This window comes from Gemmatimonadaceae bacterium (assembly GCA_030647905.1).
Taxonomy (GTDB): Bacteria; Gemmatimonadota; Gemmatimonadetes; order Gemmatimonadales; family Gemmatimonadaceae; genus UBA4720.
Map to the genome: position 1 here is coordinate 129,992 of JAUSJA010000026.1, position 14,090 is coordinate 144,081.

General features: G+C 63.9%; 7 protein-coding genes. 4 read left to right on the forward strand and 3 right to left on the reverse strand.

What is annotated here, in order from left to right; all coding sequences use genetic code 11:
• Positions 1-26 precede the first annotated feature (26 nt).
• The 3 genes from Q7S20_06780 to Q7S20_06790 all read left to right on the forward strand — a co-directional run bounded on the left by Q7S20_06780 (position 27) and on the right by Q7S20_06790 (position 8,446).
• The gene (locus tag Q7S20_06780; GenBank protein ID MDO8501530.1) at positions 27-2,240 is read left to right on the forward strand and encodes a BamA/TamA family outer membrane protein; all 2,214 of its coding nucleotides are present in this window, start codon (positions 27-29) and stop codon (positions 2,238-2,240) included.
• Positions 2,240-6,811, forward strand: coding sequence for a translocation/assembly module TamB domain-containing protein (locus Q7S20_06785; GenBank protein MDO8501531.1), 4,572 nt, complete (start codon positions 2,240-2,242; stop codon positions 6,809-6,811). The genes Q7S20_06780 and Q7S20_06785 overlap by 1 nt, the downstream gene beginning before the upstream one ends.
• 111 nt (positions 6,812-6,922) lie before the next feature.
• Positions 6,923-8,446, forward strand: a complete 1,524-nt coding sequence (locus Q7S20_06790; GenBank protein MDO8501532.1) for a DUF4173 domain-containing protein — start codon at positions 6,923-6,925, stop codon at positions 8,444-8,446.
• A gap of 3 nt (positions 8,447-8,449) precedes the next feature.
• On the opposite strand, the gene Q7S20_06795 is transcribed toward Q7S20_06790, so the two are convergent.
• Entirely contained in the window at positions 8,450-9,838 is a 1,389-nt protein-coding gene (locus Q7S20_06795; GenBank protein ID MDO8501533.1) for a dipeptidase, read from the reverse strand.
• Between the two features lie 244 nt (positions 9,839-10,082).
• Between Q7S20_06795 and Q7S20_06800 the strand changes: the two genes are divergently transcribed.
• Positions 10,083-12,140 carry a thioredoxin domain-containing protein gene (locus Q7S20_06800; protein ID MDO8501534.1) on the forward strand — a complete coding sequence of 686 codons (2,058 nt, stop codon included), beginning with the start codon at positions 10,083-10,085 and terminating at the stop codon, positions 12,138-12,140.
• A gap of 18 nt (positions 12,141-12,158) precedes the next feature.
• Here the strand turns inward: Q7S20_06800 and nadC are convergent, their stop codons facing one another.
• Both nadC and nadA read right to left on the reverse strand, forming a co-directional pair.
• Complete coding sequence (gene nadC / locus Q7S20_06805) at positions 12,159-13,073, reverse strand: carboxylating nicotinate-nucleotide diphosphorylase (GenBank protein ID MDO8501535.1); 915 nt, start codon at positions 13,071-13,073, stop codon at positions 12,159-12,161.
• Entirely contained in the window at positions 13,070-14,089 is a 1,020-nt protein-coding gene (gene nadA / locus Q7S20_06810) for a quinolinate synthase NadA (GenBank protein ID MDO8501536.1), read from the reverse strand. Before nadA ends, nadC begins: the two co-directional genes overlap by 4 nt.
• Between the last annotated feature and the right edge of the window lies 1 nt (position 14,090).

Consider the following 14,090-nt stretch of genomic DNA (forward strand, 5'->3'; position numbering starts at 1 on the left):
GCCCGCGCCTTGCTCTCAGAGGCGCCATGGAGTGGACCAAGAAAGGGTGGATTTCCGGTGCGGCGGCCGCCATGCTGCTGCTCCCGGGATCGCTCGCCTCGCAAGCCCCGGTCGGCATGCCCGCCCCCCCGCCCACGGAGGTGGTGACGCTCAACCTCAAGGGTGTCAAAGCCGTACGCAGGAACGAGCTCACGGCAAGCATCGCCACCGATGCTTCGCATTGCGTCAGCCTCATCCTCACTCCCCTCTGCTGGATCACCAAGGCGCACTACGTCTACATCCGGAAGTATCTGAACCGCAAGGAGCTCGCGCGCGACATCCTGCGCGCGCGGGTCTTCTACTGGAAGCGGGGATATCGCGACACGCAGGTTGACACGCTGGTAACGCCGAAGGGCAAGAACAAGGTCGCCGTCAGCTTCCTGGTCAACGAAGGACCGCCGACGATGGTCACCGATATCACGGTGACACAGTCGCAGCCGATCCTCCGCGACAGGGAAATCGCCCACCGCCTGGTGCTCGGTGAGAATTCGCCGCTCAATCTCATCCGCCTCGATTCCAGTCTCGTCTTTCTTCAGCAGAGCCTGTGGGACAAGGGCTACGCCGATGCCATCGTCGATACCACGCTCCAGGTGGATACGGCGGCGAACACCGCTGTCGTCGCGATCAGAATCAATCCGCGCTGGAAGGCGACGGTCTCCGACATCGTCGTCGAAGGCAATCACAAGATCGCGACGAGAACGATCCTCAAGTCCCTCACCCTGGGCCCCGGCAAGCTCTTCAAGCGATCCGAGCTGCTGCGCAGTCAGCGCGCCCTCTACGAGTCCAACCTGTTCAAGCGCGCCGCCATCGAGATTCCGAGGCAGGGCGATTCGTCCAAGGTCCTCATCGTTACGGTGACCGAGGCGCCGCTCCGTGAGACGCGTCTCAGCGCCGGCTTCAACACGATCGACTTCTTTCAGGTCGAAGGGCGCTTCACGAATTACAACTTTTTCGGGCGTGCCCGCCGTCTCGAGGTTCAGGGAGCGGTCGGCAACCTTTTTGCCAGCACATTCAACGGAAAATTCATCTTCCGGGACGTGTTGAGCGACGTGCGTACCCAGCACTCGGGTTACCTGGCGCCGACATACAACGCCAGCCTCAACTTCCGCGAGCCCTGGTTCGGATCGCGGGCCAACGAGCTCGCACTCGGCGTGTTCGCCCATCGCCGCAGCGCACCGGGCATCTACGTGGACAGGGGATTCGGCACCAGCGTCACGTTCACGCGCGAGCTGGTGGAGCGCGCGCCGGCGAGCATCAACTATCGGTTCGAAATGAGCCGGGTGGATGCCGGGGACGTGTACTTCTGCGTCAACTACGGCATCTGCGACCAGCCGACGCTTGGCGCGTTGCATGCGCGGCAGCGGCTCTCCCCGCTGACGCTCACCGGCAACATCAACCGCTCCAACGACCCGTTCTCACCCAGTCGCGGATACCGCGGAACGATAAGCACCGAGCACGCTTCGGCATTCACGCTGTCCAACTTCCGCTACAACAGGGCCGAAGGCGACGGCGCGATCTATCACCCTATGCGCAGCCGCGGAGCCCTCGCCGGACATCTCCACCTCGGGTGGGTGAACCCGCTGGCCAGCACGGCTTCGGCCGTCGGAGTCGAAGGCGACGGAGATGTGCTGCATCCGCGAAAGCGGTTCTACGCCGGCGGGTCCCGCTCGGTGCGCGGCTACGGTGAAAACCAGCTCGGCCCGCGCGTTCTCACCATCCCCGCGTCGAAGCTGCGCGAGCACGATCCGAATTGCGGTCCGGCGGCGGACATCACCTCCTGCGACCCGAACGCGGAAGGACTCAAGCGGACTGATTTCGACCCGCGTCCGCTCGGCGGTAACGTCATCGTCGAAGGGAGCGCGGAGTTCCGTTTCCCCGTCTGGAATCAGCTCTTCGGCGCCGTGTTCGTCGATGCAGGATACGTCGCGCAGCGGACGAATCCCGGACTCCCGTTGAGCAAATCGGCGATTACGCCCGGATTCGGCGGACGATATCGCTCGCCGGTAGGACCGATCCGCGTGGACATCGGAATCAATCCCGGGCTCGGCGACGAGCTGCCCGTCGTGACCGAAGGCGTGGTGGACGGCGAAACGAAGCTGGTGACCCTGGCCGAGCGGCGCCGATTCACTCCGGTTCGCGGCGGATTCAGGGGAGCGTTCGATCGCATGACGCTTCACCTCTCGATCGGAGAAGCGTTCTGATGCGACAAGGCCTCACCCGCTTCCTCGCGGCTGTCGCCATCGTCGCCGTCATTCTTCTGATCGCGATATTCGCGCTCACCAACACCGACCGGGGCCGCGAACAGATTCGCAAGCGCGCGCTCGCCATGCTCGAGAACAGCTCTCACGGCATCATCAGGATCGGCCGCGTGACCGGGAATCTTCTGAACGGATTCACGCTGCACGATCTCGTGATCACGGACAGCGCCGGTGCTCCGTTCGTGACAGCCGACGAAGCGAGCGCGCGGTACACTTTGAGATCACTCACCTCGCAGCGTGTCGAGTTCGACGACGTGAAGCTCGTGCGCGCGATGATCGTGCTCGATCGGCAGCCCGGCGGACGGTGGAACTGGGACCGGATCTTCCCCCGCGACACGCTCACCCCGCGCGGCAGAAGAAAGACGGGATGGGGAACGTGGATCCGCTTCACGGATGTGAGTCTCGTGGACGTAGATCTGACCGTGCGCTCCCCGTGGGAGCCGAGAGTCCTCACTGGGGCCGAGAAATCCGACGTCGTGCGCGAGGCTCTCGGGCCGGAAGGCCGGCTCGTGCTCGTCGAGGTTCCGGGCGGCTACCAGAAGATCTCGAAGTTCCACCACATCAACGCAAAGCTGCCGCTGCTGCGTCTCGAGGATCCGGGATTCAGGACGCGTCGCGCCGATGTCGCGTCGCTCAGCATGCTGGCGGAGCCTTTCCGTCCGCCGACCGTGGAAGTGCGCTCGCTCGTCGGCGGCTTCGACTTTACCGGCGATTCGGTCTGGTGGCAGAACGTCAACGCTACACTGCCCGGCAGCAAGCTCAGAGGCGGCGGCCTCTACAGGATAGACAACAACGACATGACGCTGCGCGCGCATGCCGACCCGGTCGCCGCCGCCGACATGCGCTGGGTATATCCGCGCCTCCCCGAGCGCGGGTCGGGCACACTCGATTTCGCGATGGACTGGGTGGGCGATACGAGCATCTACATCGCGCGTAATGCCGACGTCCGCGTCGCCGATGCCCATCTCCTGGGCGATCTCGGAATGACGGTCGCCGAGGATTTTACGCTGCACGATACCAACGTGCGGTTCACCGGTCTCGACACGCGCCTCATTCAGCAGATGTTCCCGCTCGTCAAGCCGTCTCGCTCGGGAATCCTCGCCGGTCGCGCGAAGCTCGACGGGAATCAGAAAAAACTCGCGGTGGACGGCGACGTCACGTTCGACGATCGTCGCGCCGGCCGCAATCGCGTCATCGCCGTCGGTGAGGTAGGGTTCGGCAACGGCGTGTTCAGGGCCGACAATCTTCGGCTGACGATGCGCCCCGTGCAGGTGGACCTGGCGCACGACTACGCACCCACGCTGCCGATCCATGGAACGATCACCGGCACCGCGACGCTGAACGGCTCGACCGCCTCACGGATGACTGCCCGTGCCGACATCACTCATGTTGATCGCGGGGCGACATCGCGCATTACCGGTACGGGCGCCATCCGCAGCTCGCCCGGCGCAAAGATGGCATCGAGCTGGTTCGATGTGGATGCACGTGTACATCCGCTGTCTCTCATCACCGCCGGACGATTTTTCCCGCAGGCCGGATTGCGAGGAGACGCTTCGGGACCAGTCCGGCTCACCGGCACCATGCGCGATCTCTCCGTTCGCACCGACCTCGGCCTTTCCGATGGCGGATCGGTCGGGCTCACCGGCAAGCTCGACCTCGCAAGCCGGGAAAAAGGCTACGACGTGGATCTGGTCGCCCGGCTGTTCAACGCCAACACCATCATGGCAAAGGCGCCGAGGACTTCGATCAACGCAACGGCATCGGCCGAGGGGCGTGGATTCGATCCGGCGACGATGCGCGCGACGCTCGTCGCCGACGCGCGATCTTCGACGTACGACACGCTCTCCCTGACCTCGGCCACCGTCCGGCTCGCGGCCGCCAACGGAATGGCGCGCGTGGACACGCTGGCGGTCGACCTTGGGCAGAGTGTCGCCGCGGCCAGCGGGACGTTCGGCCTCGCCCGCGGAATCAGTGGACAACTTCGCTATCACGTCGCGGTTGACTCACTCAACCGCCTGGCGTCACTGCTTCCGCCTGTAGCGGAAGAAGCCGTTCAGCCGCGTCCTGGAATCCTCGCCGGCCGCATGGCCCGCGTGCGCTCCGATTCCACAAAGGAGGCAAAGGCGACGGAAGTCGAGCGTGCCGCACTGGGACGCGCTCCGCCCACGCTTGCTCCGGTTGACACTCCGCGCACGCTGAGCATAAGCGAGCTCTCCGGCTCGCTGCGGGCGGATGGCGTCGCCACCGGTAACATCCGCGACTTCGGGCTCAACGGCACCGCCAGCGGTGAGAACATCATCGCCCGCGGAAGCAGCATTCAGAGGTTCCGCGCGACGTACGACTGGACGAATGCACTGACGCCGCAGTCGCACGTTGACATAGATGCTTCGGCATCGAAGGTGCTGGCGAGCGGATTCGATCTCGACAGCGTCCAGACGCGCATCACCTACAGGAAGCCCCTGGGCACGGCGAAAGTCGTAGTCGTGCAGAACCAGACGCACGTATACAGTCTCGACGCCGACTATCTGCTCAACAAGGTGCGGAACGACCTCCGCCTGAACCGAATGGAGCTTCGGTTCGATACGACAGTGTGGGCATCGGTGCGCCCGTCAACCGTGCACTGGGGGCAGGCGGGCGTGGACATAGACAAGCTCGAGATGCGCAACCAGAGCAACGGCAGAATCTACGTTGACGGTCTCATCCCGAAGGAGGGCCGCGCCAATGTCGAGGTCGCCGTGGACAACTTCGCCGTGCAGGATCTCATCGCGCTCACGCAGAGCGACATCAATGCGAGCGGCCTCGTCTCGTTCAACGTAAAGGCAGCGGGAACCGCGGCCGACCCGATATTCAGCGGTTCGTTCGGCACCGAGCGCTTCTACTACAACGGCACGCTGATCCCGGAGGTACATGGGATTGTCAGCTACGCCAATCAGACACTCACCGGACGCGCCGATGCCATGCGCGACGGCGAAGCGCCGATCCTCTTCGCGCACGGTACGATCCCGATCAACCTCGCGCTCACTGGAGTGACGGGATCGCGGCTGCCGAGAGACCGGCAGATCGATCTCGCTATCCGCGCGGACAGCCTGCCGCTCGATCTCTTGCCGCAGATCAACACGATCGTCACCAACCTCAAGGGCCGCGCGGTCGCCGACTTCAAGGTGAACGGTACGCTGAATAGACCGGAGGTGACCGGCCGGTTCGATCTCGACAGCGCCGAGGCGCGCTTCGTACCGCTTGGCCTGAATCTGAAGCGGATGGACGCATCGGTCCGGATGCTTCGCGACACCATCGTCGTGGACTCGCTCGTCGCCTGGAGTGGAGGGCGCATCGTACTGACCGGCGGTCTCGGCATCGGGTCGCTGCGCGCTCCTTCATTCGACCTGAAGCTCTTCGTCAACAACGCCACCGTGCTGGACAGCGACCAGGGAAAGCTCAGGGCGAACATGAACCTCGCCATGACCGGTCCTTTCTCCGACACTCATGTGGGCGGCACGGTGCGGATCCTGGACGGCGTGCTGTATATCCCAAAGTCCGAGGGAAAGAAGATCATCGGAACGGATGACCCGGCGCTGTTCAGCGTTCTCGATACCGCGATCATGGCGAATCGCGAGATATTCCCGGCACAGTCGCCGCTGCTCGCGAATCTGCGGATGGACGTCGATCTCCTGGTGGATCGCGACGTGTTTGTCCGCTCGCCCGACTTCAACATCGAGGTCTACAGCGACGGGGATCTCGCGGTGCACGTCAACCGCGCGAAGGAATCGCTCGTGCTCGACGGCGTTCTGCTCAGCGAGCGCGGCGAGTATCGCTTCCTGTCGAAGCGGTTCGACATCAACCGCGGATCGGCGACGTTTGTCAATCTGGACGAGATCAACCCGACGCTTCAGGTCACGGGCGGATACGAGGTGCGGCTCCCCGCGCGTGAGGCGATCAACATCAAGATCATCATCGGCGGGACGCTCCGTAATCCGCAGATCGCGCTCGAGAGCGACGCGCAGCCGCCGATTCCGCAGAGCGATCTCCTGAGCTATCTGGCGTTCGGACGCTCGTCTTCGTCGCTGCTTCAGCTCGAGGGAAGCGGGCTCGCCGCAAGCGACAATCTCGTTGGCGCCGGAGCCGCGCTGGCCAGTCGCCAGCTCGCCGCCGTCGCGCTCGGCGTATTCACCGATCAGCTCGCGGGAGAAGCGGCGCGGTCGCTCGGTGCCGACGTCTTCAACATTGCGCCCGCAGACGTCCAGACCGACATCGGAACCTTCCTGCGCGGCACCGAGATCGAGTTCGGCAAGTACATCAAGTCGCACACGTTCGTCGCGGCCCAGGTCCGGCCCGACCCTGCCGCCCTGAAGCGGCCCGGGCTTCTGCTCCAGCACCGCTTTGGCGGGCTCAGGGGGTACAGCATGGAGACAAGCTTCCAGCCGCGCTATCTGCTGAAGGAGCCGTCGCTCGATCCGCAGAATCCCACAACGACGAGCGTCTTCAGTCTCTTCCTTATCCGCAACTGGAGGTTCTAGCGTCGGGGCGATGCCCGGTTGGTATCTCGGCCGCTAACTTTGTATTATAAAGTACTTGACAACGCAGACCAGGGCCGGATATTCGACACTGAACCCCGAATGGAACCCCCGATGAACTTTCCCGAACCCGCGCGCCGCTCGTGCGACACCACGATGCTCTGGGCCGTCTCGGCCGCGGTTGCCGGCCTGGGGACATGGGTGATGTACGCCGCACTGCCCGGGCTGAACTGGGTGATCTGGACGACAGCGGCGGCCGCCGGACTCCTTCTCTTCAGCCGATCGGCGAAAGTCGCATCGGGACCAGTCGTCGTTACCGGGGTTCTCGCGGCCATCATCGCTGGCGGTGTGGCCATGACCGCCGATCCGTTCATGCATGCCCTCATCTGCCTGGCGGTCATTCAGCTTCTCGCACTTCAGATGCTGCTCGCGACCGACGGTTGGTGGACCCGGATTGCGCCGCTGTTCACCCTCGCCGCGCCTATCGTTGCGTTCGGCTGCGCCGTCATCGAGTCCGCGCGCCGCGCGCTCGAGGCATTGCACATCGTCCGGTCGCATCGCGCCATATCCGTCGTGCAGGGTCTGGCGATCACCGCTCCGGTGCTTCTCGTCTTCGCCCTGCTCCTTTCGTCCGCCGATCCTGTCTTCGCCCAGTGGCGTGCTGCGTTCGAGCACCTGCTGTCGAGCTGGGCATTTCTTCCGCGGACGGTTTTCTTTCTGGCGCTTCTCACCATCGTCCTCGGCGCCTACGGATTCGCGGCGAAAGGCGACGATGCACCGACCATCGCCGCCCTTGCACCTCCCGGCGATCGCGGCGGACGCTGGCTCGGCGCAACGGAGCGCCTCATCCTCCTCGGTGGCGTCGCTCTTCTCCTTTGGGTGTTTCTTCTCGTTCAGCTGAGCTACCTGTTCGGCAATCTCCCGATCGTCGCCGGGTCGGGGATGACCTTCGCCGAGTATGCGCGAAGAGGCTTCGCTGAGCTAACGGTGGTGGCATCGGCGAGTGTCCTGTTGATTCTTTTCGCCGAGCGATTCGGGCGCCGGGGCGAACGCGAAGTCCTGCTTCGTGCCGTGACGATCGCGCTGATCGTCGCCGTGCTTTGCCTGCTTGGCTCGGCGTTTCACCGCGTGTCGCTTTACGAAGAGGCGTATGGATTCACCACGTCGCGGCTCTATGCTCAGACCTACATGATCGTGGTCGCGATCAGCCTGGTGGCACTGGCCATCGAAGTGCGGGGCGAGATCCAGCCCCAAAGGGTATTCCGTCGCGCGGCGTCAGCGGCGGCGATCGCGTTCATCACATTGATCTACTGGAATCACGGGGCGTGGATCGCGAACCGGAACATTGATCGCTTCGCGACGACCGGGAAGCTGGATACCGTCTATCTCACGCGTGATCTCTCGCCAGACGCGGTTCCCGCCATCGCCGCGCGACTCACATCACTCCCCGAGCCCGCGCGGTCGGAGCTTCGCGCGGCGGTGAACCTGCGTTATCGCGGACGGCACCGCCTTCTCGACCAGCGATGGTTCGAGTGGAATCGTGGCCGAGCCAATGCCCGGAATGCGCTGTTGCGACTGGGAATTCCGCTGCGTCTTCCACCGCGGCCAGCGGTTCAGCCGGAGGCCGCGCGGCCCTGAGCGTCAGCTCTTCGTCGCGGCCGCGTACTCGTCCCAGAATACTGCCATCGCGCGCATCCCCATCCGGAAGCTCTCCTCGCTCATCCACTCGTCCGGCGCGTGCGCGTTTTCGCCCGGCAGTCCGAACCCGACGAGAAGCACAGGTACGCCGAGCACCCGCTCGAAATCGCCGACGACGGGAATCGAGCCTCCCTCGCCGACGACGACCGGCTGCTTCTCAAATACCGTCGCCAGCGCTCGCTTCGCGGCGTCGAAGAGAGGCCCCTGGAGCTCGGCGCGCCACGGCTTTCCGCCGTGGAGATATGTCACTGTCGTCTTCACTCCCTTTGGAGCTACGCGCTCCACGTGCGCCGTCACCGCCTTGCCGATCTCAGCCGGATTCTGATCGGGAACCAGCCGGCAGCTCACTTTCGCCATCGCCTTGGAAGGCAGAACCGTCTTTGCGCCCTGGCCCGTGTATCCGCTGAGAAGGCCATTCACTTCGCAAGTAGGCCGGGACCAGAGGCGCTCGAGTACCGTGAATCCTTCTTCGCCCCCGAGCTCGGGGGCACCTGTCTCCTTGCGAAAAGTCTCCTCGTCGAATGGAAGACCGCGCATCTGCTGCCTGATTTTCGGCTCCCATTCACGCACCGAATCGTAGAACCCCTCGATCGCGATACGGCCGTTCGCGTCATGCATCGTGGCGAGAATTCTCGCCAGCGCCATCGCCGGATTGATGACAGCACCGCCGTACGCTCCCGAATGCAGATCCATGCCCGGCCCCTGCACGGTGATCTCGAAGTAAGCGAGCCCCCGCAGCGACGAGAGAATAGACGGCTGTCCCGGCGCGAACATGGTGGAGTCGGAGATGACGACTGCATCGCACGCCAAAAGCTCCTTGTTGCCCTCCACGAAGTGCTCGAGGTTGTCGCTTCCAACTTCCTCTTCGCCTTCCGCGATGAGGACGACGTTCACGGGCAGCGTGCCGCGCGTGGAGAGATGCGCCTCCAGTGCCTTCACGTGGAGGAAAAGCTGACCCTTGTCGTCAACCGACCCGCGCGCGTAGATGTTGCCGTCCCGAATCGTCGGTTCGAACGGGGGCGACGTCCAGAGCTCGAGCGGCTCGGGGGGCTGCACGTCGTAGTGACCGTACACGAGCACAGTTGGCGCTCCGGGCGCACCGCGCCATTCTCCTGTCACGACAGGGTGGCCGGTTGTCGGATGGATCGTCGCCTTGAGGCCGGCCTGTTCCAGAGATCTCTTCAGCCATTCCGCAGCGCGCGCCACGTCGGCGTTATTCTCTGACTTTGCGCTGACACTCGGAATTCGCAGGAACTCGAAGAGCTCGTCGCGGATTCGCGTATCGTTGTCATCGAAAAACTTGTTCAGATCGGTATTGGCAATATTCGTCATTTCAGATTCCATTTTCGAGGATTGCGTTGAGTTTCTGTCGCGTCAGGCCGTCGCCACTTTAACACGCTTCCGGTCGCACCGCCGACGGCGATCCACAGTAGCATCGGGGGAAATTAACGCGTCCCCCAATTGGATGTGCCGATCCGGGCCCTGCTTGCCTTCCGGAGCGAACGAAGCGTAGTTCAGAAGGCGTTTACGGATGGCCGGCATAGAGCCGGCCTCGTAGACGGCACCGAACGAGCGAATGGCCAATCGACTGGCGGAGGAGACGAGCCCCTACCTGCTCCAGCACGCGGACAATCCCGTGGACTGGTATCCGTGGGGCAAGGACGCGCTGGAGCGCGCGCGCATCGAGGACAAGCCCATCCTCCTCAGCATCGGATACGCAGCATGCCACTGGTGCCACGTGATGGCCCACGAATCGTTCGAGAACGAAGCCACGGCGCAACTGATGAACGAAAAGTTCATCAACATCAAGGTGGACCGCGAAGAGCGTCCTGACCTCGATGGGATCTACATGCAGGCCGTGCAGGCGCTCACCGGTCACGGCGGCTGGCCGATGACGGTATTCCTCACGCCAGTTGGTGAGCCGTTCTACGGCGGTACTTACTATCCGCCCGAAGAGCGCCACGGAATGCCGTCGTTCGCCCGGGTGCTCAACGCAGTCTCGGATACGTGGAAGAATCGCCCGGACACCGTCGCCCAGACGACGCGCCAGGTAAAGAACATCTACGATTCCGCGAAGATGCAGGCGCGGAGTGAGGGGGCGCTCACTTCGCACGCTCTCGATCTGGCATATCGTGGCATCGCCCAGAAGTACGACGTGCGACATGGAGGTTTCGAGGGCGCGCCCAAGTTCCCTCCGACGATGTCGCTCGACTTCCTGCTTCGATACTGGCGGCGGACCGGAACCGGCTACGCCCTCGAGATGGTGACGGACTCGTTCCGGAAGATGGCCCGCGGCGGGATCTACGATCAGGTCGGAGGTGGATTCCACCGCTATACGGTGGACGCGATCTGGCTGGTACCCCACTTCGAGAAGATGCTGTACGACAATGCGCTGCTGGTGCGGTTTGGCGCGCATCTCTGGCAGGCGACGCACGATGATGAATTCAGGCGCGTGACGGAGGAGACGATTCGGTGGGTGGAACGCGAGATGACGTCGCCCGATGGAGGATTCTACTCGTCGCTCGACGCCGACAGCGAGGGCGAAGAAGGGCGGTTCTACGTCTGGTCGCAGGCCGAGCTCGATGCGCTGCTTGGCTCGGATGCCCAGCTCGTGAGGACCTATTACGGTGTCAGCGCAGTGGGGAACTTCGAAGGCGAGAACATTCTGCACGTTCGTTCCGATTTTTCTCTCGCCGCGGCAAGAGCGGGCATCTCACCGAAGCTCGCTGAGCAGATAATCGCCGATGCCAAAACGACGTTATACGAGGCACGGACAAAGCGGGTGTGGCCCGGCCGGGACGAGAAGATTCTCGCGGCATGGAACGGACTCATGCTGCGCGGTCTCGCTACCGCCGCGCGCGCGTTCGAGAGCGACGACCTCCGGCGGCTTGCCGTCCGAAACGGCGAGTTCCTGAGCCGGGAGATGATCCGCGACGGGCGCATCATGCGATCGCACACCCGAGGCACGAGCCGCATCAACGGTTTTCTCGAGGACTACGCCGCGGTCGGGCTGGGATTCCTCGCGCTGTACGAGCTCACGTTCGACGTCTCGTGGGTGATACGCGCCACCGAGCTCGCGAACTCGATGGTCACCTGGTTCTGGGACGAGCAGCTCGGCTCGTTCTTCGACGCGCCGAGCGACGGCGAAGAGCTGATCGCGCGACCTCGCGACGCCGGCGACAACGCGATGCCGTCGGGCACGTCGCTCGCCGTGGATCTCCTTCTTGGTCTCTCCGAGCTCACACACGACGCGGACATGCGGCGCCAAGCGACGTTCGTACTCGAGACGCTGGCGACGCCGCTGATCCGCTACCCCGGCTCGTTCGGACACCTGCTCACCGCGGCGGACATGGCGGTCAATGGTGCGGTCGAGGTCGCGATATCCGGAAAGCCCGGTGACACCGGGTTCCGCGCGCTGCAGCATGAAGTTGCCATTCACTACGTCCCGTCGCTGGCGCTTGCCGGCGGCAGCGACGATTCAAACGGGAGTATTGCGCTGATGGACGGACGTCTAGCCCAGGACGGCAAAGCGACCGCCTATGTGTGCAGATCCTACGCGTGCGAGGAGCCGGCGATGACGCCCGCAGTGCTCGCAACGCAGCTCGAGACAGCCGGCCGTCTGTCCCAGTCGTGACCGAGATCAGGCCATCGTTCACCCGCGGTGGAAATCCAGCGCCAGGTCCAGGGCCTTCGCGGAATGGGTCACTGCTCCGACGGAGATCCAGTCCACTCCGGTCTCGGCGATCGCACGAACCGAGTCGAGGCTGACGCCGCCGGATGCTTCGCTCACGGCGCGGCCGTCTATCAGCTCCACCGACTCGCGGAGCTGCGGCAGCGTCATGTTGTCCAGCATGATTATGTCAGCACCCGCAGCCACCGCCGCTTCGACCTGCCTGACATTGTCACACTCGATCTCGATCGGAGTGCCGGCCGGTGCCACCTCGCGCGCGCGGTTCACCGCCATCACCACGTCGCCGCCGATGGCCGCGATGTGATTGTCCTTGATCAGCACCGCCGCACCGAGGTCCATGCGGTGGTTCATTCCTCCACCCGCACGGACGGCATACTTCTCCAGCCGGCGCCAGCCGGGCGTCGTCTTTCGCGTGTCGAGAATCTTCGCCTTCGTGCCCTCGATCGCGTCCACGAACTGCCGCGTCAGCGTCGCCACTCCCGACAATCGCTGCATGTAGTTGAGCGCCACACGCTCCGCCGACAGCAGTCCGCGCCCATGCCCCGTGATGAACATCACCGGTGTCCCCGCCGCTACCTTCTGCCCGTCCTTCACCACATTTCTCACCGCGGCATTCGGATCCCTCTGCCTGAACGCTTCGCGCGCGAGCGGAATCCCTGCGATCACCCCGGCCTGGCGCGCCACGAGCGTGCACCGCTCGCGCCGGTCCGACAGAATCGTCGCAATGCTGGTGATGTCGTTGTCCGCCGTGTCTTCGGCGAGCGCCTCACGTACGAGTGAGGTCGTCATCAGTCGGGCGTAAGGAAAGCGCAGCGGGCCCGCCGGCGCGAAGCCTCGCTCCGCAAGAACGGTGATCCGCCGCGGCCGGCGTGTCATTCCCCGGGATCCTCGGTCGTCTCGGGCTTCAGCGATAGCGGGCGCTGCCCGCCAATCGCAATCATCCGCTCGATCGCCGTGCGCGCACGGTCGGCGATTGCCGGATCAACAGTGATGTGATGCTCCAGCCGCTCCAGCGATCGCAGCACCTTCGGCAGAGTCGTCACCTTCATGAACGCGCACACCGCCAGCTCGCTCGCCGGATAGAATTTCCTCGTGGGGTTCTCGCGCCGCAGGCGATGCAGGATGCCTACCTCGGTGGCGACGATGTATTCCTCCGCATCCGAGATGCGCGGACGATTGATCATCCCCTCGGTCGAGAGGATCTGCACGTCCTCCGGATCCACGTCACCTGCTGACACCGCCTCCACTACGCTCGTCGCGCATCCACACTCCGGATGGATCAGGAACTCGGCCCCGGGGTGCTCCGCGCGCTTGCGTTTGATGTGCTCGGGATCGATCCCAGCATGCACGTGACACTCACCCATCCACACATGCATGTTCTCACGCCCCGTGACGCGGCGTACGTGCGCCCCGAGGAACATGTCGGGGAGAAAGAGTATCTCCTTGTCGAGGGGAATCGAGTTCACGATCTCGACGGCGTTTCCCGACGTGCAGCAATAGTCGCTCTCCGCCTTCACGTCGGCCGTCGTGTTCACGTACGAAATGACCACTGCGCCTGGATGCTCCGCCTTCCAGTCGCGGAGCTGATCCCCGTCAATCGTCGCGGCAAGCGAGCATCCTGCCGCAAGATCGGGCAGCAGTACTTTTTTTTTCGGCGACAGCACGGCAGCCGTCTCCGCCATGAAATGCACGCCGCAGAACACGATGATGTCCGCGTCGGTGTGCGCTGCTTCACGGCTCAGACCCAGTGAGTCGCCGACGAAATCGGCCACGTCCTGCACTTCCGGCCGCTCATAGTTATGCGCCAGGATCACCACGTTTCTGTGCTTCGCCAGCCGCTTTATCTCCAGCTGCAACGCGCTGAGGTCTCTTCCGATTGCCTGTGCCGTCATC

Bases quoted from the DNA above. Each gene is read 5' to 3' on its own strand.
- Q7S20_06780 (MDO8501530.1), top strand. From the start codon at position 27: ATGGAGTGGACCAAGAAAGGGTGGATTTCCGGTGCGGCGGCCGCCATG.
- Q7S20_06785 (MDO8501531.1), top strand. From the start codon at position 2,240: ATGCGACAAGGCCTCACCCGCTTCCTCGCGGCTGTCGCCATCGTCGCC.
- Q7S20_06790 (MDO8501532.1), top strand. From the start codon at position 6,923: ATGAACTTTCCCGAACCCGCGCGCCGCTCGTGCGACACCACGATGCTC.
- Q7S20_06795 (MDO8501533.1), bottom strand. From the start codon at position 9,838: ATGACGAATATTGCCAATACCGATCTGAACAAGTTTTTCGATGACAAC.
- Q7S20_06800 (MDO8501534.1), top strand. From the start codon at position 10,083: ATGGCCAATCGACTGGCGGAGGAGACGAGCCCCTACCTGCTCCAGCAC.
- nadC (MDO8501535.1), bottom strand. From the start codon at position 13,073: ATGACACGCCGGCCGCGGCGGATCACCGTTCTTGCGGAGCGAGGCTTC.
- nadA (MDO8501536.1), bottom strand. From the start codon at position 14,089: ATGACGGCACAGGCAATCGGAAGAGACCTCAGCGCGTTGCAGCTGGAG.